Here is an 18,516-nt window from a genome sequence, read left to right on the forward strand (position 1 = left end):
ATGAAAAAAGAAATTGCCAACTGGGGAAACTACCCCGTGATGGAAAGTAATGAACAACAGTTCAGCTTTGATGACCAGTTGCAGCAACTCGTAAAGGATTCCCACCACTTTATTCCCCGTGGGAATGGCCGCTGTTATGGTGATGCCTCCCTGGGCGGTCAAACCATTTCTACCCTTAAATACGATAAGATACTTTCTTTCGATACACAGCAAGGCGTGTTTGAATGCCAGAGCGGCCTGGTGCTGGACCAGATACTGGAAGTGATCGTGCCCAAGGGCTGGTTCCTGCCGGTAACGCCGGGCACCAAGTTCATCACGGTAGGCGGCGCTGTAGGCAGTGATGTACACGGTAAAAACCACCACGTAGATGGTTCCTTCTCCAATCATATAGTAGATATGGATGTGGTACTCGCCAATGGCCAGGTATTGACCTGTTCTCCCACACAACATGCCGACCTGTTTGAAGCTACCTGCGGCGGCATGGGCCTTACCGGTATGATCAGCCGGGTGAAATTCCGCCTCAAAAAGATCGAGACCTCCTACATCAAACAAAAGCAGATCAAGGCCGATAACCTGGAACACATCATCCGCCTGTTTGATGAATACAAAGACTATACATATTCCGTGGCCTGGATCGACTGCCTCAAAAAAGGCAAAGGCTTTGGCCGCAGTATCCTGATACTGGGAGAACATGCTACCGTGGATGATCTGAATGACAAGCAGCGCAAGGACCCGCTGCAATTGCCCAAAAAGAAGCAGATCACTTTCCCTTTCAACCTGCCCTCCTGGGTGCTCAACACCTTTACGGTAAAAGCATTTAACTTCCTGTACTACGGTAAGAATTTCAAAAAGGAGATCAACAACGTAGTGGGGTATGAGCCCTTCTATTACCCGCTGGATGCGATCCTGCACTGGAACCGCGGTTATGGTAAAAAAGGATTTATTCAATACCAGTTTGTAGTGCCCATGCATGCCAAGCAGGGATTGATCGAAATATTGCAGCGTATAAGTCAGGAAGGCATTGGCTCCTTCCTCGCTGTACTGAAGGTATTTGGCAAACAGGAAAGCCTGATCTCCTTCCCGGAAGAAGGATATACCCTGGCGCTGGATATTCCGGTGCGCAAAGGACTGTTTGAATTCCTGGATGAGTTGGACCAGATCGTGTTGAAGTATGGCGGCCGTCTCTATATGAGCAAGGATGCCCGTATGAAACCTGAAGTACTGGAAGCTGGCTATCCACGGCTGGATGAATTTAAAGCTATCGTAAAGAAATATAACCCGGACGGTAAGATACGTTCTACCCAATCGGACCGGTTATTATTGACCACCAATTAATGAACTGTATCGCATGTCTACTGTATTGATCTTAGGGGCCGCGTCTGATATGGCCGTGGCTATCGCAAAAAAATATGCCGGGGAAGGGCATGCCATTCAGCTGGCTGCACGAAATATACAAAGACTGCAGCCTTTGCAGTCGGATATCGCTATCCGCTACAATACCACTTGTACGGTGCACGAATTTGATGCCCTCAACTTTAATTCCCACCAGGCATTCTTCGACCAACTGCCGGTGAAACCCGATATTACCGTATGCGTATTTGGTTACCTGGGTGAAAATGAAACTGCCCGGGCCAATTGGGCAGAATCAGAAAAGATCATCCATACCAACTATACCGGGGCCGTGTCCATACTCAATGTAGTAAGCAATTACTATGCAGCACAGAAGAAAGGCGTGATTGCCGGTATCAGTTCTGTGGCCGGTGAGCGGGGCCGGCAAAGCAATTATATTTATGGCAGTGCCAAAGCTGGTTTCACCGCTTACTTATCGGGACTGCGCAACCGTATGTTTCCCGAGAATGTGCATGTGGTAAGCGTGCAACCTGGTTTTGTGTATACCCGCATGACAGAAAACCTCACCCTGCCGCCATTGCTTACAGCCCAGCCGGAGCAAGTGGCCAACACAGTCTATAAAGCTGTAGCCGGCAAGAAGAATGTGGTGTATGTAAAGTGGTTCTGGCGCTGGATCATGCTCATCATCAAGAGTATCCCGGAATTCATGTTCAAAAAACTGAAATTGTGAGTCAGCCTATTGCCTTCTTCGATTTTGACGGTACCATTACCACCAAAGATACCCTGCTGGAGATCTTTAAATACCGGCATGGAAAAGCCAGGTTCTACCTGGGCTTCCTGCTCAATAGTCCTTTCCTGGTGGCTTATAAGGCTGGGATTATTTCCAATCAACTGGCCAAGGAGATGACACTTAAGCTCTTCTTTGGTGGTATGAAAGCAGAAGCGTTCAATGCTTTTTGCGAACAGTTTGCCAAAGAGATCATTCCTTCGCTGGTGCGCAGCAAGGCGCTGACGGAAATAGACAAATTAAAGAAAGCTGGCGCCGAGGTGGTGATCGTTTCGGCATCTCCCGAAAACTGGCTGCAGCCCTGGTGCAGGGAGCACCAGGTAAAATTGCTGGGCACACAACTGGAAGTTAACAACGGTAAGATCACCGGTAAGATAAAGGGCAATAACTGCCACGGAGAAGAAAAGGTGCGCCGTATCAGGGAGGCCTATGACCTTACTGCCTGGAAAGAAGTATATTGCTATGGCGATACCAGCGGCGACAAGCCCATGCTGGCCCTGGGCACGCATTCTTTTTACCAGCCATTCAGGTAAATTACTTATTATTAATTATTGATTATTGGCTGAGCCTTAAAACTGCTGCCTGGGAGTAACTTACTTCTTATACAACGGTAGGGCCAGGGCAATAATCAATAATCATTAATGAATAATCAATGCTGCAGCCGGAACTAAGTCAATTTCTTTCACAATATGCTCAGATCCCTGAGCCCGTATTAGTAGACTTTACCGCCAGCTTCAAAGAAAAGAAAATAGCCAGGAACAGTTTCTTACTCAAAGAAGGCCAGGTGTGCCGTTACTTTAGCTTCGTAAAAAGCGGTTGTCTGCGCCTGTATTATACTGGTGAAAAACAGGAGGTATCCGTATGGTTTGCATTCAGCAGCAATTCGGCCATCGAGATATCCAGCTATTTGAGTAATACTCCCTCCGCGTATGCCATCCAGGCCATTGAAGATAGTACCGTGTTGTACCTTCCCAAAGAAGACATGGAAGCCTTATGCGCCAAACATCCTGCCTTGCAGGAAATGATGAGAAGGTATTGGGAAGTGGCTGTGTTGAGCCTCCTTACCCGTTTTACTTCCCTTCAAAAAGATAGTGCAGAGAAAAGGTACAAAGACCTGCTGCTTCAAACGGAATACCTGCAAAAGATACCTCAGAAATACCTGGCATCCTTTATCGGCGTTACGCCCACCTCCCTTAGCAGGATAAGAAGAAAAGTAAAATAATTCCCGGAGCTATTAGTTATCCTGTGACAACTTATCGGAAAACAGATAGCTGTAGCTTTGGCTTCTAAACTGGTTCTATATGACAATTCAAAAACAACAATTAGTAGAAGCGGAGCACATTGCAGCGCAACTGTTTGGTGAGATTGAGAAGAGGCACCTTATCCAGCCAGGGAAAACAGAGAAACAACTGAACGATGAAGTCTTTCAACTGGCAGAAGAGCTGTTTGGTATCAAAAAGTACTGGCACAAAAGGATCGTAAGAAGTGGCCCCAATACCTTGCATCCCTATAATGAGAATCCGCCCAATCTTACGATTCAGGATGATGACATCCTCTTCTTTGATTTTGGTCCGATCGTAGAAGATTGGGAAGCCGATTTTGGAAGGACCTATGTGGTAGGCAATGATCCCTTTAAACGAAAACTGCAACAGGATGTGGAAACTGCCTGGCAGGAAGGGAAGGAGTGGTTTGGCCAGCAAACTACGTTGACCGGGGCCGATTATTTTTCATACGTAGAAGGCCTGGCCCGTAAATATGGCTGGGAATATGGTGGTGAGATCGCTGGCCACCTGATTGGGCAGTTTCCCCATGAAAGATTAGAGCCGGGCAACTATGGCTTGTATGTTCACCCGGGCAATCTCAATGATATGTTTCTGCCCGATGCCAATGGCAATAAGCGGAACTGGATACTGGAGATACATTTTGTGGATCGCCAAAGACAGATCGGTGGCTTTTTTGAACAGTTGTTAACCTAAACAACAGGTTAAGGGATCAGCCGGTGTTTCTGGATAATACCTTCCAGTTTTTGGTTGTTTTCCCATACTTCTTTATAGATCCAGGTATAATGATCCTGTTGCCAGAAACTGATCACCTGGAATGTTTTGAGTTCTCCTATCAATTGTACCAATGCCCTGTACTCCAGGTAGCAAATGAGTATATGGTACCAGGTGCTGGTGCTGTCACCGCTGCTTTGTGGCAAGGCTTCCGGCGGATGGGGGTACAATGCTTTAATTTCATTAAAAGCAGCCTTGCTGCCGGCCGCTGTATCGATGAACCAGTGAAGCTGTTCATGGATATAGGTGGCCAGTAACAATTCATCATCTCTCAGGTGCCGGGTATTGAGGGTCAATACAGGGTGACTATGCGGTACTACATTAAAGCCATTTTCAATATTGACTGTTTTGGTAAAGGTCCACTTCGATAGATCGTATACATTCATCAGCCTGATCAATTGTTCTTTGGTCTGGACCTCCCGGGGATGGTTGGTCTTCGCAACAATGTTGAGCGGGTAGTTGTTTTGCGCCTGCAGGCAGCAGGTAAGTAGTATAGCTAGCAGGGATACACCAGTGCGTTTGGTTGCTTTCATATTCGATGGCTATTTAACCAAACGAATATATTATTAATTCCGTAAAAAGAGCCAGGCCGCACTAAGCGGCCCGGCGTGGAAATCATCATTCATGGTGTGTTTCGCTCCAAAAAGCTCTTTAATCTATATTGGTTTGTATCAATCTGTGAAATCCGTTCTAATCTGCGTAATCAGCGATTATTTCTTTACGACCTTCCTGATCTCGTGCAGTTGATCGCCAATGGTTACTTCCAGCAGGTAAATGCCGGGTACCAGTTGCTTTACATTCATTACCGTGGTAATGAGCTCTTCTTTCTTCATATACTGTTTTTGCAATATGGCTTTGCCATCCATACTGAGGAGGCGCAGCTGCAACATGCCTTTGTGTTCATCATTGATCAGTACCGACATATTATCCACCACAGGATTGGGGAAATACTCCAGTCTGACTTTGGGCTGATTGTTTTCTATACGTACTAAAGTGGAATACAAGGTTGTTTGGCCGCTTGCATTCACCAGTTTCAACCGGTAGTACCAGACACCGCCATTATCCTGCTGATCGGTATAGGAATAGGTTTGTTGAAGCATGCTGTTGCCACCTGCGGCAACAATACCAATGGTGGTAAAGCTTTTTCCATCGGTACTGCGTTCTACCTCAAAATGATCGTTGTCCTGTTCCTGCGCTGTAGCCCATACCAGTTTCGTAGCGCCCGCATTATTATTTCCTTTAAAATAAGAAAGTCTGTTGGGGAGCATGGTAGCAGAAGAATATACCGCTACAATGTCCTGCGTGGTGGCTCCCTGCGCATCTGTGGTCTCCAATTGGAACTCATAAGTACCCAGCAGCAGGTTGGTAAGATCGGGATTGGCTACTGCATCATTGGAAAGCGAGAATACAGCAGGGCCTGATTTTTTGGTCCACTTGTACGTCAGGGCCGAACCATCCGGATCATAAGAGTCGCTGCCATGCAGGGTAGTGCTGGATATAGCCGTGTTGATATTGTCACCAGCTTCTGTTACCGGCGGTATATTGGAAGCTACGCCACTGGTTACTGAAATGGTGACCGACGTTTTTACAAAATCACCCCGGTCGTCCACTACTGTCAATTCAAATACATAGTTGCCGGCCGTGGTAAGACTATTTATCCTGGTCAATCCATTGGTAGAAACGGAAGTTACTATAGCACTGTTGGAGGGGCCTGAGGTTTGTTTCCATATATACCGTTCTATTTTACCATCCGCATCCGAAGAATGGGCGCCACTGAGGTAGGCATACCCTTTGGTAGCAGAGATGGTGAAGTTGGGACCTGCATTGGCAATCGGGCGCACATTCACCGGCTTGCTTTTATCTTTACCCAGCAGCCATTCGTATACATTGGGGTTTTGGTATCTGTATACCGTATCAAATGCCCTGTCCCACACACCATGGCCGCCATCGGGATACATGGTCATGTAGGCTTTTTCAGCGGCATTACAAGTAGTATTGATACCATTCACAATGGCGCTGGTACAGTTGGCTTGTGTGGTACCATCATTGATGGCATGGAATGCCCAGATGGGTAATTTGGCATCGGCCAGGTTACAATAATTATTGGTTTGACAGGTAGGGCAGCAGGGGGCAATCGCATTCAGCTGCCTGCCGTTTGACGGCTTTTCTCCGGGATAATCCCATACACCACCGCCACCAAGGCTAAGGCCTACCAGCGAAATACGATTGGTGTCGACATTCAGATTGGCCTTCGCATATTTGATCATTTCTTCGGTGTAGAAATTATACCACCAGCCGTAGTTCTTACTCAGCTGTGGTGATAATACCAGGAAGGTTTGCCATTTGCCATTCCAGAAAAAACGCATCTTATGCCCGGCCTTGATGTACTTGGGAATACCATTGACGGTTACCTTCGATAGTTCGGTAGTACCGTTGCCGCGCTCGTCCATACCGTGCATGAAGATGATGAGGGGATACTTTTCGCCGGTAGGATTGTAATCAACAGGTGTGTACTGGTAGAAGCCGATGAAAGTGCCATTCGCTGCTGTGAGACCTTTTGCTACCTGCTGGCCCGAAGCAAGTACAGACAGGAGAATGCCTGCCATGAGTAAAGTGGTTTTCATAGAGGATCGATTTTGGGTAAAGAACAAGGGGTTGATCTTACTATATAATGCCGACCATTACACAGTACCCCGATACGGATTAATGTACCTGCCCTAATTCAACAATTACTATACCATACGGGGCCAGGATGTGTTACTATTCGGGAAAACAACCAAAATCGAGGGGTTTTGCAGGGGCATCGTAAATCTCTCATAGGGAAGCTGGTAAAATCCTTGTCCGGAAAATAACATCCGGCCGCCTGTCATTTGACTTAGCGCAATTCATACATATAAGCGGTATTTATCATGATTGTCCATTTATCTTTGCGCCAGCATGACCAACTACAAACCCCGCACACATCGCATCGCCGCCTCCTGCTTCTTTTTTGTATGCGGGTTTGTATTTGCTACCTGGGCCTCGCGTATCCCTGCTATCAAAGACCAGTTCAACCTCAATGAAGCTGAACTGGGTGCAGTATTGTTCATGCTGCCGCTTGGCGCCCTGGTGGCGCTTCCCTTTGCAGGATGGGCAGTATCGGTGCTGGGCAGCAGGATCATGAACTTTGGAGCCGCCATTGCTTATGCACTGGTATTGTTGTGCATTGGATTCAGTAATACTATCTTTCTTTTGTCCACCGCTTTGTTCCTGTTTGGCTTTTGTGGCAATGTGCTCAATATTGCTATGAACACACAGGCCTTGCTGGTGCAGGAAGAAATGTATAATAAATCACTGCTCTCTTCCTTCCATGGTTTGTGGAGTATTGGTGCTATGACAGGCGCTGCACTGGGAGGTTATACCATGAAGACGGGCGCTACTACCATTCAACATTTCTTAATAGTAGCCATTGTGGTGACAACCCTTTCACTGGTATCGGTCTTTTACCTCATCAGGAAAGCCAGGCCGGCCGGTGAACAGAAGTTATTTGCCTGGCCCGACAAAATGCTTTGGCTATTGGGCGCTATCTGTTTTTGCTGCGCTATTTGTGAAGGCGCCATGGCTGATTGGAGTTCCTTATACTATAAACAGGTGTTGAATGACCTGAACCGGGTAAGTACCACCGGTTATATGGTCTTTGCCTGTATGATGGCCCTGGGAAGATTGATCGGTGATGCCATCATTGGCCGGCTAAGTTATAAAGGGGCGTTGATGCTCGATGGTATACTCATCACTACAGGTCTGCTAATGGCCACCTTGCTTGCTTATCCCATCACTGCTATTATTGGTTTTGGATTGATCGGTTTTGGTGTGGCTACGGTGATACCTATTGTATATAGCCTGAGCGCCAAAACTTCTACCATGAGCACCAGTGCGGCATTGGCCGCCGTGAGTACAGTAGGTTTCTCCGGTTTCCTGGTGGGGCCGCCCATGATTGGTTTTATTGCCCATCAAACAGGCCTGCGCATCGCACTGATGTTGCTGTCACTCCTTGGTATGATCATTTTATGGCTCTGCCGTAAAGTGAAAGTGTGAATGCCTCTCTCCTCATTAAATTTTTGTCCACGTTTTTTAATGCCCTTTTAACAACTGTTATAGCCCTGTTAAGTCTTCCTTTTCAATAAACCCTGGCACCTCTTTTTCCGTCTAATAGGCGTAAAAACAATGCAATGAAAAACATATTTTTAACGATTAGCGCGGCGGCGGTCATGGGATTGTTGGGCAGTTGTACTAAGGAACCGCTCAACAATATCAATGAAGACGAGAGCCGCATCTACATCACCAACTACGATAGCACAGCATCTTTTAGCGCGTATAAAACATTCAGTATAGTCGATTCTGTGTCGGTGATCAATAACAATCAACTGACGCAGAAAGCCATCACGGATTATGATGCAGCAGTGATCGCAGCAGTAAAAGCGAGGATGGGACAACAAGGATATACTTTGGTGAATAAAAGCCAGGACCCTGATCTGGGTATTAACGTCAGCAGAATTTATAATACCTCTACAGGCATTGTAAGTTATCCTGATTATTGGGGTGCTTATTATGGCTACTGGGATCCTTTCTATTGGGGTTATCCGGGTTATGGTTATGGATTTCCCGCTTACTATGGTACTTACCAGATCAGAGAAGGAGCGCTTTCTATTGATGCACTCGATCTGAAAGATGCAGGCGCCGATAAAAAGATCAAAGGTGTGTGGATGGGATTGGTACGCGGCTCCGGTGTTTTCCGCACGGCCAATGTACCTGGTCATATCAACAGCCTGTTTGATCAGTCCGGATATTTCAAAGCGAATCAATAATTCCCTGCACTTAAAAGATTATAACAATGAAAACTTCCTATAAAATAATAGCGGTGCTGATAGCAGGTCTTTTTACAGCAGGCGCCCTACACGCACAGGAGGGCCGGTTGAATCTTAATATCAATTATTCGATCAATACGCCCACGGGTGATTTTAAAGACTTCGTAAATAAAACATCTTATCGCAGCTGGGCTGCCAGTCTTTTATATGGGATCAATGATAAGTTGTCCGTAGGTTTTGGAACCGGGTTCCAGGATTTTTACCAGAAATACCCGCGCCAGGTGTATAAACTGGAAGGTGGCGGCGATATTTCGGCCGTGCTTTCCAACTCTGTTCAGGCCATTCCTTTATTGGCGCAGGTACAGTACAATTTCACGCCCGAAGCAAGAGTACAACCTTATGTGGGCGTAGGAGTAGGTGGTAACCTCATCCTCTATCGTCAATACCTGGGAGAGTTTGGCAGCAGTAAGAACAAGTTTGGTTTTGCCGCAAGGCCCGAAGCCGGTGTATTTGTTCCTTTCAGAAAGGGTGGTCCGGCGGGTATTACCCTGCGGGCCGACTACAATTACATGCCGGTCAATTACAATGATCTTCAGGGAATGGATAATTGGGGCGCCGGTATTGGCGTCAAATTCCCCTTACAATAGATTTTTAGGTGCTGAAAGTTTGATGAGAGGGCCCTGCCATTTATCGGCGGGGCCTCGTTTTTTATATACCAGAGGATTGATGTTTATTAATGCCCGTTAAGATCACAGGCAGCTCTGCTTTATTCGGGAGTTCCATTCACGATTGCCGACTGTCGATTGCCGTCCTAATTCAGTTGTGGGTCGATTGGGAAGTTGGCCATCATTTCATAGTCGCCGCCAAGATGTTTTAAGGCATCTTTCCAGATCTCATCGGTATTGCGGTGGAATACCAGTTTCTTGGTTGCTTCGGCGGTAAGCCAGGAGTTTTCTTTCAATTCGTCATTCAACTGGCCGCTGCCCCAGCCGGAATAGCCAATAAAGAAGCGGATCTTGGCCACATCGATCGATCCATCACGGATAAGATTGATAGCCGTTTCAAAATCACCGCCCCAGTAAATACCGTCCAGTACCTGGAAGGAGCCGGGGATCAGGGTGGGGTATTGGTGCAAAAAATGAATGGTGTCCATCTGAACGGGGCCGCCGTAGAAAACAGGCAATTTTAACTCATCCAGGTTATTCATTAACTCATTCAGCGTGTGCTCATAAGCCCGGTTTAGCACAAATCCAAAACTGCCTTCATCCTGGTGATCACAAAGGAATACAACGGTGCGCATGAAGTTAGGGTCTTTCAAAAAAGGCTCGGCTATCAACAGCGTCCCAGGTCCCGGTTTTATCATATTTCTAAATTAAGATTTATATACTGCTGGCAAAATGATTGTTTAAAAAATGGGATTCGTTAGGTAAAACTTCATAAGTTAGCGGTCAGGTACACAGCAGAATACGTGCTGGCGGAGCCAGCCGGAGGGCGGCAATGTGCTGTACCATGGTAAAACTTAGTTAAATCAAATCCGCCGAACCTGTATGGGTGGCGGTTCTGTAACCAGTTTATTAAATTTGCCGATTGTAAATTACCTGCAGGATAAATTGACGAAAACCAGGACTCGCGCTGTGACGGAGTAGTTGAGTAACAGGCAGGTAAATGGACGTGGCGTTAAAATCATATCAGTTGCAATTACGGAAAGTATTTCCTGTCATCATTGTATTGATCAGCTTATCGCTGATAGGAACCATTTATGTGCAGTACAACTGGCTGCAAACAATGCTGATAGATAAACAGGAAGAGTTCAAGTGGAAAATGACGCGTGGCATGGACGATGTGGGCAAACTGCTCATGGACCAGAAAGGAACCCTTCCCTCTTTGAAAAACTACCGCACCAAACCCAACTTTACCTGGCCTTCCGAACAGTTCCAGATGGAACTGATGAAGCCTCCCACCATTGCCCAGAAGTTCACCGAATTTGAAGTAAACGAAAAGTTGCGCAAGGCATTTGACAACCAGGGATTGCACAACCTGAAATTTGAATTTGCTATTACTTCCAATCTGAACCTGCTATCTTTTGAACTTAAATCCAAGGGATACCTCAAAGCTGAGGAAGATATCGATACCACCACGGGTAATAACATGATGTTTATTTACATCTTCCAGCCACCCAGCGGCAGTGACCTGGAAAACCTGGTGCCGGAAGAGATCATGTCGGTAATCGTACCGAACGTAAAAAAGATTATCCTGCAACAGATGAAATGGATGATCGTGGGTGCTGTGTTTTTTACCATCATGATCATTGCGGCCTTTTATGTGACTGTCACAGCCTTATTGCGCCAGAAAAAGCTGAGTGAGATCAAGAATGATTTCATCAATAACATGACGCATGAGTTTAAAACGCCCCTCGCCACCATATCGTTGGCGGTGGATGCCCTGCGTAATGACAAAGTATTGCAGGACCGCACCAAGATGGACTATTTCAGCAGTATCATCAAGGAAGAGAACAAGCGGATGAACAAGCATGTAGAAACCATTTTGCAGGCAGCGGTGATGGACAGGCAGGAACTGCAATTGAACAAGCAGCCCCTTCATGTGCACGACCTGATCCATGAGATCATGGACAACTATACCTTGCAACTGGAGGACAAGAATGGGTCGGCCGACCTGAACCTGAGCGCCCGCCAGGATTATATAGAAGCCGATCCGGTGCATTTCCGCAACCTGATCTCCAACCTTATCGACAATGCCGTTAAATATTCAAAGGATAACCTGGAGTTGAAAATAACCACGCACAGTACCAATAAGAATTTAGTGATCCGGGTAGAAGACAATGGTATTGGTATGAGCAAGGAAACCGTGCGCCGTATCTTCGAGAAATTCTACCGGGCCCACACCGGTAATATCCATAATGTAAAAGGGTTTGGCCTTGGCCTGAGCTATGTCAAAACCATCGTAGACGCCCACAATGGAAAGATCAAAGTGGAAAGCGTACTCGGTAGAGGTTCAGCCTTCACCCTCGAATTGCCACTGCTCAAAAAGAAAGCTGTTAGCGAAACAGCAGACATCCATCACCATAGCTAAGAAACCGGAATTCATGTTCCAGTGCATGCTTGTAAATGTTTTTCCATTTGGTTCCCACAAATGCTGCCACCAGCAATAGCAAGGTGGATTGGGGCTGATGGAAATTCGTTACCAGGGCTTTTGGAATGCGGATGGTATACCCCGGCGTAATTAATAATTGTGTGCGCGTGATGAGCCGTTCCCATTGTTGTTTTTTCATATACTGCAGCAGGGAGGTCAGTGCTTCCTGCACCGAAATATGGTCTGCCTTCAGTTCATAAGCGTCCCACTGGTGCACCGTCAGTTCTGCGGGAGCAATAGCAGGTGTGAGGATCGTTTTTACCCCCAGCCAGTAGAGGCTTTCTACCGTACGCAGGGAAGTGGTGCCTACCACGGTGATGAACCTGCCGGCATAATCAATGAGCTGTTGGATCAGGGTCGTGGGTATATCAATAAATTCCGCGTGCATATTGTGCCCTTCCATGTTTTCGCTTTTTACCGGCTGAAAGGTACCGGCCCCTACATGCAGGGTGACATAGCTGCGCCGGATATTTTTTGCCTGCATCCTTTCGAAGAGCGCTTCGGTAAAGTGTAGTCCGGCAGTGGGGGCAGCTACTGACCCTTCCGTGAGGGCATAGATGGTTTGGTAGCGGGTGGCATCTCCCGATTCGGCAGCCCGTTTGATATAGGGCGGCAGGGGGATCATGCCGGCTATGTGCAGTACTTCCGCAAAACTCAGGGAGGAGGGTGTCCAGGACAATTCAATGGCAAAGCTATCCTTTATTTTTTCCAGGTATTGGGCCTGTAGGACGATTGTTTTATCGCCGTGTGGGATCTTCTTTTCCAATAGCTGACCGGTTTTCCATTTGGAAGCGCCGCCGATCAGGCACATCCAGGTTACCCGTTCTTTTTGCGTCATGGCGGTGGTGATATCCGGATACCGGGGATGCGGTTCCAGGCAAAAGACCTCAATGGAAGCACCCGTTGGTTTCTGGAACAGTAACCTCGCTTCTACCACCCTGGTATTGTTGAACAGCAGCAACGAATCGGATGGCAGGTATTGATCGATGTGGCGATAGGTATCTTCGGTGATCTTGCCCTGGTTGTATATGAGCAGCTTTGAGCTGTCTCGCTCCGGCAGGGGATATTTGGCAATCCGCTCTTCCGGCAATTCATACGTAAAATCCTTAATGGCTAAACTCTTGGGATGCATATTGGGTACGGCATTGGGCCGTCATTTTTATCGCTTTGTTTTGGGTACTACTAATTTGAGGCCACTCCATTCTTCACTCACTGCACAAACCTTGATATCCACCAGGTCATGTTGAAGTGCATAATTCCGGATCACATCTTCTGTTACATCAGTCGGTATGCCTGCACTTTTCTTATACCAACTGACCCAGGTAATAACGGATGAGTTGCTTTTGTATACCGTTTTTAACTGTTGCATTTCTGTTTCGAATTGTTTTTTACTGGTCACAAACAGGTGGATCAGGTCGGGAATCTCTTTTTTTCCGGCCAGTTGTGCATGGATATCATGTGCCAATAATTCCATGTAGTTATCCGGCGCATGTATGAGCTGCACTTTCATGTTTTCCTTAATACCCAACTTTTGTAGAAGCGGGGTGCCTGAATAGCCTGCTGTTGCCATTGCGGGGGATTTTGTGGGAACTGGCCTGATGGGCTGTTTCCGCAAATTTACTGGCCAGCGGGCATATCATCCCCATCTCCGCCCAAAGAAGCCTTTTCCTCCTCTTTTCCGCCTTGATACCTCCTCGCTTTATCAGGTCTTCTTTAGGTCTACTTCAGGTAATCTTAGGAAAATTACCCATACAAAACCTTAAGAATACCCTAGGATGACCCTAAGATGATCCCAGGATACGAGGTACCATAGAGAACCTAAATAGGAGGAAGACCGAACACTTACGCAACAAACAGGAAGCGCCCAATTTTGGGGTAACAGCAACTGGACAAAGGAGAGAAAATCCAGGAAAACAGGCAATGCACATTCCGGGAGCGGTTTTCCACAGGATTTCCGCACCTATTCACAGCAAATGCACAGCAATCCTGGCTTCCACCAGGAACAGGGGGCTGTAACGAAGCCGTATGGCCGCTTATAGACAAATCAAGACCTGTGGAAAAAATAAAGTTTCCAAATCGACGTTAGAAAGTGGGAAAATGTGTTATTTTGTGGTAATTAAAATGGATACGGTGTTAAGTGATTAGAAATGAATGGGTTTATAGGCGAATACGAAGCAACTTTAGACGCAAAAGGTCGCTTCCTCTTGCCGGCGGGCTTTAAAAAGCAGTTGCCGGAAGAGGCCGGAAGCCAATTTGTTATCAACAGAGGGTTTGAAAAGTGTTTGACGCTGTATCCCATGAAAAGCTGGGACCCTATTTTCTCTGAATTGGGCAAATTGAATGATTTTGATCCCAAAGTTCGGGAATTCAGGAGATACTTTCTGAACGGGGCGACGGTATTGGAGCTGGATAGTGCGGGAAGATTGCTGGTGCCACCCAATTTGAAAGAACACGCCGGATTGGAAAAAGACATTGTGCTGGTGGCGGCTATGAACAAAATTGAGATCTGGGACAAGGATAAGTACCAAAAGTTCTTTGAATCTTTTTCACCCGAAGCTTTCAGTCAATTGGCGCAACAGGTGATGACAGCAGGCAGTCAGCCGGGAAATCAGCATTAAGCAAGATGAGTGACAATGAAAACCATAACGCTGAATCCGCTTCCTCCGCATCAGGCAACACGGACTATCATGTGCCGGTATTGTTGCAGGAAACGGTAGATGGGCTGAATGTACAACCAGATGGCATTTATGTGGATTGCACATTTGGTGGTGGCAGTCATTCCGGCGAAATTCTGAAACGGCTTGGTAAAAACGGGCAATTGCTGGCATTTGACCAGGATGCGGATGCAAAACGGAACGTACCGGATGATCCCCGGATCATTTTTGTACCGCACAATTTTCGTCACCTGCAAAGGTTCCTGCGTCTTCATAAGATCACGCAGGTGGATGGTGTGATGGCCGATCTTGGCGTAAGTAGTCACCAGTTTGATGAGGCCGACCGTGGTTTTTCTATTCGTTTTGAAGGTGATATGGATATGCGAATGGACAAGCGACAGGAGTTGACAGCCTTTGAAGTGGTAGATACTTATGACGAGCAACGATTGCACAAGATATTTGAGCAATACGGCGAAGTGACCAATTCCAAAACGTTGGCGCGGACCATCGTGCAGGTGCGTAATACCGTGTCGCTGAAAACAATTGCCAATTTTAAGCAGGCTGTGCAGGCAGTGGTGAAAGGGAATCCCAACAAGTACTTTGCCCAGGTATTTCAGGCATTGCGCATTGAAGTGAATGATGAATTGGGGGCTTTGAAAGAAATGCTGCAACAAATTCCTTCGCTATTAAAGCCTGGTGGCCGTGTGTCCATTATTACCTTTCATTCATTGGAAGACAGGATTGTAAAAAACTTTTTCCGGAAAGGTGATGTGGAAGAGGCAGAGAATGCCGATCCATTTGGACGCAACGTTCCCGAACCGCCACTGAAAGTAATTACCAAAAAACCAATTACTGCTGCACCGGAAGAGTTGAAACGCAATTCGCGTTCCAGAAGCGCCAAATTGCGCGTTGCGGAAAAGGTGTAGGCAGCCGGTCAATCACGAGTTCTTATCATCAAAATAAAGGGTATAATTTCCAATGTCTGTATGAAAACCGAGTGAACATTCAGCAATTTCATTAGCGGTTGAGCGGTGAGTAACTGTTCAGCCGCTAATCTTAACAACATGAGTGAAGAAAAAGAACAAGGAGTTGTAAAAGAAAAAGAACGCAAGCGGGAGCGGAGGCGGTTGTTCAGCTATCGCTGGATCGTGAAGAACATTCCGTATTTCCTGTTCCTGTCGGTGTTGGCAGTGGTGTATATATATAATGGACACTATGCGGATAAAACGATCCGCAATATCAATAAGGTGAGTAAGGAGTTGAAGGAAATGCAATATGAGTACAAGACGCTGAAGAGCGAGGTGATGTTCCGGAGCAAGCAAAGTGAGATGGCCAAAGCAGTAGAACCACTGGGGTTGAAAGAATTGGTTACTCCTCCGATCATATTGAGTGATTCAGTAAGTAATAAGCCCGTTGAGTAAAAGCAATAATCAATAATTATTAATTAATAATTACTGATTATTACGAAGGAGCCGCAAGCGCAACCATTAAAATAATCAGTCATTACATAGATAGCCTTTCCCTTTGGAAGTCAAACGCGATATATTATGGAGAGTGTACCTATGCTTTATCGGCATAGTGGTGTTTAGTGTGGTGATCCTGGGGCGGGCGGCATACATTCAACAGGTACAGGGAAAATTCTGGATAGAACAGGCAAAAGAGCAGCAACAACAGTTTGTGGAAATAGATGCTGAGCGGGGAACGATCTACAGTGAAGATGGCAGTATGCTCAGCACATCGATCCCGTTCTTTAATATATACATCGATTTCATGGCCGAAGGCCTCCGGGAAAAGAACGGAAAACGATTTAAGGATAACCTCGACTCGTTGTCCATGAGCCTGGCAGATTATTTTAAAGACCGGAATGCAGGTGAGTACAGGCAGCTTTTACAAAACGGGTACCGCAGGAAAGACCGGTACTTTCTTTTTAAGAAAAACCTTTCCTTTCAGCAGTACAGGGCTTTGCGTACGATGCCGCTGATCAAACAGGGCAGGGACAAAAGCGGGTTTATTCCCGAAGTGAAAGACAAACGCCTGAACCCCTTTGTATTGCTGGCCAACAGAACGATCGGATTGTCGAGGGAATATATAGATAGTGAGGGCAAGATCAAGAACACGAACGTAGGACTGGAGAAAACATACGATAGTATTCTGAAGGGTGAAAGTGGCAAGCGGTTGATGCGGAAAATAGCAGCGGGTGTATTTGTGCCGGTAGATGGTTCTGAAATAGAACCTCAGAACGGAAAGGACATCATCACCACGCTGGATGTGAACATACAGGACATTGCAGAGAATGCCTTGATGAAGGTGCTCACGGAAAATGAATGTGAATACGGTACCTGCCTGGTGATGGAAGTAAAGACAGGCAAGATCAAAGCGATCGCCAACCTGGGCCGGAGAACTGATGGCAGCTACTGGGAAGATATGAACTACGCCATCCGTGCTTCTGAACCGGGGTCTACTTTCAAACTGGCTACTATGCTGTCGCTGCTGGAAGACAAATACGTTTCGCTCGACCAGCGGGTAAACCTGGAAGGTGGCACCTGGAGTGTAAATGGCAGAACGGTGTACGATAGTGAGAATCATGGATATGATGTGTCGGTAAGAGAGGCTTTTGAAATGAGTTCGAATGTGGGCATGGCCAAGCTGGTGATGGCAAACTATTCCAAAAAGCCGGTGCAGTTTGTAGATCATCTGAAGCGGATGCGCTTTCACCAATACTCCGGTATTGACCTGCTGGGTGAAACAACACCCATCGTGAAAACGCCTAAGTCGAAGACCTGGAGCGCCACATCATTGCCCTGGATGAGTTTTGGATATGAAGTGCTGGTAAGTCCCCTGCAAACGTTGATGTTGTACAATGCCATCGCCAATGATGGCAAGATGATGAAACCTTACCTGGTGAATGCGGTGAAGGAAAATGGGCTGGTGGTAAAGGAGAATCATCCTGAGGTGCTGGAACAAGCTGTTTGCAATGAGCAAACGTTGAAATTGCTACAAGGGTTATTGAAAGGAGTGTGTACGGACCCGCATGGTACAGGGACAGCCCTGTTCAAAGGAGCACCTTATATCGTAGCTGGTAAAACAGGTACTTCCTTAATGGCGAATGGTAACCGCGGGTACGCCGATCATATTTACCAGTCGTCTTTTGCGGGTTATTTCCCGGCTGATAACCCACAATACAGTTGCATCGTGGTAGTGCGGAACAAACCATTTGCCCGCTTCTATTATGGCGCCAAAATAGCCGGACCGGTATTTAAGGAATTAGCGGATAAGCTGTACGCAGTGAATGCCGACAAGGATAAAAAAGTACAGCCCTATGTGGCTCCGAAGAAGGATAGCTCTTATTATTTATATGCAGGTGGCGCCGAAGAAATGCAGCAGGTGATGAATACCCTGCAGTGGAAATATAAGGACTCAGTAGGCGCGCATGAATGGACCCGGTTGTATTCGGTGAATTACTCACCGGTGCTCAACGGCCAGCCGGTAAGTAAAAAGAATATGCCCGATGTGCGGGGTATGGGATTGAAAGATGCTTTGTTCCTCCTGGAAAATATGCAGGCCAAAGTAGTGGTGAAGGGTAGAGGAAAAGTGAAAACGCAAAGCCTCGAACCGGGTGCGGCACTTATCAGGGATCAGCCCGTCACGATTGAATTGAATTAATCACACATATTGTT

At 46.7% G+C, this 18,516-nt stretch carries 18 protein-coding genes; 13 read left to right on the forward strand and 5 right to left on the reverse strand.

Features of this window, described 5'->3' with window-relative positions; genetic code table 11:
* The 5 genes from D3H65_RS28450 (at position 1) to D3H65_RS28470 (ending at position 4,113) form a co-directional block, all read left to right on the forward strand.
* On the forward strand, positions 1-1,335 hold the full coding sequence (locus D3H65_RS28450) for an FAD-binding oxidoreductase (RefSeq protein WP_119053545.1): 1,335 nt from the start codon (positions 1-3) through the stop codon (positions 1,333-1,335).
* Positions 1,336-1,348: 13 nt separating this feature from the next.
* Entirely contained in the window at positions 1,349-2,080 is a 732-nt protein-coding gene (locus D3H65_RS28455) for an SDR family oxidoreductase (RefSeq protein WP_119053546.1), read from the forward strand.
* Positions 2,077-2,670 (forward strand): HAD family hydrolase, encoded by a 594-nt coding sequence (locus tag D3H65_RS28460; RefSeq protein WP_162915857.1) that lies wholly within the window; start codon positions 2,077-2,079, stop codon positions 2,668-2,670. The genes D3H65_RS28455 and D3H65_RS28460 overlap by 4 nt, the downstream gene beginning before the upstream one ends.
* A gap of 119 nt (positions 2,671-2,789) precedes the next feature.
* Positions 2,790-3,359, forward strand: a complete 570-nt coding sequence (locus tag D3H65_RS28465; protein WP_119053548.1) for a Crp/Fnr family transcriptional regulator — start codon at positions 2,790-2,792, stop codon at positions 3,357-3,359.
* 79 nt (positions 3,360-3,438) lie between these two features.
* Positions 3,439-4,113, forward strand: coding sequence for a M24 family metallopeptidase (locus tag D3H65_RS28470; RefSeq protein ID WP_119053549.1), 675 nt, complete (start codon positions 3,439-3,441; stop codon positions 4,111-4,113).
* Positions 4,114-4,121: 8 nt separating this feature from the next.
* On the opposite strand, the gene D3H65_RS28475 is transcribed toward D3H65_RS28470, so the two are convergent.
* Both D3H65_RS28475 and D3H65_RS28480 read right to left on the reverse strand, forming a co-directional pair.
* Positions 4,122-4,724, reverse strand: a complete 603-nt coding sequence (locus D3H65_RS28475) for a hypothetical protein (protein ID WP_119053550.1) — start codon at positions 4,722-4,724, stop codon at positions 4,122-4,124.
* 177 nt (positions 4,725-4,901) lie between these two features.
* Complete coding sequence (locus D3H65_RS28480; RefSeq protein WP_119053551.1) at positions 4,902-6,815, reverse strand: PKD domain-containing protein; 1,914 nt, start codon at positions 6,813-6,815, stop codon at positions 4,902-4,904.
* Between the two features lie 313 nt (positions 6,816-7,128).
* On the opposite strand from D3H65_RS28480, the gene D3H65_RS28485 reads away from it, so the two are divergent.
* From D3H65_RS28485 to D3H65_RS28495, 3 genes are all read left to right on the forward strand, one after another.
* Complete coding sequence (locus tag D3H65_RS28485; RefSeq protein WP_119053552.1) at positions 7,129-8,265, forward strand: MFS transporter; 1,137 nt, start codon at positions 7,129-7,131, stop codon at positions 8,263-8,265.
* Positions 8,266-8,399: 134 nt separating this feature from the next.
* Positions 8,400-9,035, forward strand: coding sequence for a DUF4136 domain-containing protein (locus tag D3H65_RS28490; RefSeq protein ID WP_119053553.1), 636 nt, complete (start codon positions 8,400-8,402; stop codon positions 9,033-9,035).
* Between the two features lie 26 nt (positions 9,036-9,061).
* Positions 9,062-9,682 carry an outer membrane beta-barrel protein gene (locus tag D3H65_RS28495; protein WP_119053554.1) on the forward strand — a complete coding sequence of 207 codons (621 nt, stop codon included), beginning with the start codon at positions 9,062-9,064 and terminating at the stop codon, positions 9,680-9,682.
* A 164-nt stretch (positions 9,683-9,846) separates the two neighbouring features.
* Here the strand turns inward: D3H65_RS28495 and D3H65_RS28500 are convergent, their stop codons facing one another.
* Positions 9,847-10,398 (reverse strand): YqgE/AlgH family protein, encoded by a 552-nt coding sequence (locus D3H65_RS28500; protein WP_119053555.1) that lies wholly within the window; start codon positions 10,396-10,398, stop codon positions 9,847-9,849.
* Between the two features lie 329 nt (positions 10,399-10,727).
* Here D3H65_RS28500 and D3H65_RS28505 point away from each other — a divergent pair, with 329 nt between their 5' ends.
* Positions 10,728-12,125, forward strand: coding sequence for a sensor histidine kinase (locus tag D3H65_RS28505; protein WP_245999612.1), 1,398 nt, complete (start codon positions 10,728-10,730; stop codon positions 12,123-12,125).
* Here the strand turns inward: D3H65_RS28505 and D3H65_RS28510 are convergent.
* Together D3H65_RS28510 and D3H65_RS28515 are read right to left on the reverse strand one after the other, a co-directional pair.
* A complete protein-coding gene (locus tag D3H65_RS28510) occupies positions 12,091-13,317 on the reverse strand; it encodes an S-adenosylmethionine:tRNA ribosyltransferase-isomerase (RefSeq protein WP_119053557.1) in 1,227 nt (408 codons plus the stop codon). The two genes, D3H65_RS28505 and D3H65_RS28510, sit on opposite strands and share 35 nt — an antisense overlap.
* A gap of 27 nt (positions 13,318-13,344) precedes the next feature.
* Complete coding sequence (locus tag D3H65_RS28515) at positions 13,345-13,755, reverse strand: DUF3052 domain-containing protein (RefSeq protein ID WP_119053558.1); 411 nt, start codon at positions 13,753-13,755, stop codon at positions 13,345-13,347.
* A 577-nt stretch (positions 13,756-14,332) separates the two neighbouring features.
* Between D3H65_RS28515 and mraZ the strand changes: the two genes are divergently transcribed.
* The 4 genes from mraZ (at position 14,333) to D3H65_RS28535 (ending at position 18,502) form a co-directional block, all read left to right on the forward strand.
* A complete protein-coding gene (mraZ, locus tag D3H65_RS28520) occupies positions 14,333-14,803 on the forward strand; it encodes a division/cell wall cluster transcriptional repressor MraZ (protein WP_119053559.1) in 471 nt (156 codons plus the stop codon).
* Positions 14,804-14,808: 5 nt separating this feature from the next.
* Positions 14,809-15,765, forward strand: a complete 957-nt coding sequence (rsmH, locus tag D3H65_RS28525; RefSeq protein WP_119053560.1) for a 16S rRNA (cytosine(1402)-N(4))-methyltransferase RsmH — start codon at positions 14,809-14,811, stop codon at positions 15,763-15,765.
* 138 nt (positions 15,766-15,903) lie between these two features.
* Entirely contained in the window at positions 15,904-16,260 is a 357-nt protein-coding gene (locus tag D3H65_RS28530) for an FtsL-like putative cell division protein (protein ID WP_119053561.1), read from the forward strand.
* A gap of 103 nt (positions 16,261-16,363) precedes the next feature.
* Positions 16,364-18,502: a penicillin-binding protein gene (locus tag D3H65_RS28535; RefSeq protein WP_119053562.1), complete on the forward strand. Its 2,139-nt coding sequence runs from the start codon at positions 16,364-16,366 to the stop codon at positions 18,500-18,502.
* Positions 18,503-18,516: the final 14 nt, after the last annotated feature.

This window comes from Paraflavitalea soli, assembly GCF_003555545.1.
In the GTDB taxonomy this organism is placed as follows: Bacteria; Bacteroidota; Bacteroidia; order Chitinophagales; family Chitinophagaceae; genus Paraflavitalea; species Paraflavitalea soli.

Bases quoted from the DNA above. Each gene is read 5' to 3' on its own strand.
- D3H65_RS28450 (WP_119053545.1), top strand. From the start codon at position 1: ATGAAAAAAGAAATTGCCAACTGGGGAAACTACCCCGTGATGGAAAGT.
- D3H65_RS28480 (WP_119053551.1), bottom strand. From the start codon at position 6,815: ATGAAAACCACTTTACTCATGGCAGGCATTCTCCTGTCTGTACTTGCT.
- D3H65_RS28490 (WP_119053553.1), top strand. From the start codon at position 8,400: ATGAAAAACATATTTTTAACGATTAGCGCGGCGGCGGTCATGGGATTG.
- D3H65_RS28500 (WP_119053555.1), bottom strand. From the start codon at position 10,398: ATGATAAAACCGGGACCTGGGACGCTGTTGATAGCCGAGCCTTTTTTG.
- mraZ (WP_119053559.1), top strand. From the start codon at position 14,333: ATGAATGGGTTTATAGGCGAATACGAAGCAACTTTAGACGCAAAAGGT.
- D3H65_RS28455 (WP_119053546.1), top strand. From the start codon at position 1,349: ATGTCTACTGTATTGATCTTAGGGGCCGCGTCTGATATGGCCGTGGCT.
- D3H65_RS28495 (WP_119053554.1), top strand. From the start codon at position 9,062: ATGAAAACTTCCTATAAAATAATAGCGGTGCTGATAGCAGGTCTTTTT.
- D3H65_RS28510 (WP_119053557.1), bottom strand. From the start codon at position 13,317: ATGCATCCCAAGAGTTTAGCCATTAAGGATTTTACGTATGAATTGCCG.
- rsmH (WP_119053560.1), top strand. From the start codon at position 14,809: ATGAGTGACAATGAAAACCATAACGCTGAATCCGCTTCCTCCGCATCA.
- D3H65_RS28475 (WP_119053550.1), bottom strand. From the start codon at position 4,724: ATGAAAGCAACCAAACGCACTGGTGTATCCCTGCTAGCTATACTACTT.
- D3H65_RS28515 (WP_119053558.1), bottom strand. From the start codon at position 13,755: ATGGCAACAGCAGGCTATTCAGGCACCCCGCTTCTACAAAAGTTGGGT.
- D3H65_RS28465 (WP_119053548.1), top strand. From the start codon at position 2,790: ATGCTGCAGCCGGAACTAAGTCAATTTCTTTCACAATATGCTCAGATC.
- D3H65_RS28485 (WP_119053552.1), top strand. From the start codon at position 7,129: ATGACCAACTACAAACCCCGCACACATCGCATCGCCGCCTCCTGCTTC.
- D3H65_RS28530 (WP_119053561.1), top strand. From the start codon at position 15,904: ATGAGTGAAGAAAAAGAACAAGGAGTTGTAAAAGAAAAAGAACGCAAG.
- D3H65_RS28470 (WP_119053549.1), top strand. From the start codon at position 3,439: ATGACAATTCAAAAACAACAATTAGTAGAAGCGGAGCACATTGCAGCG.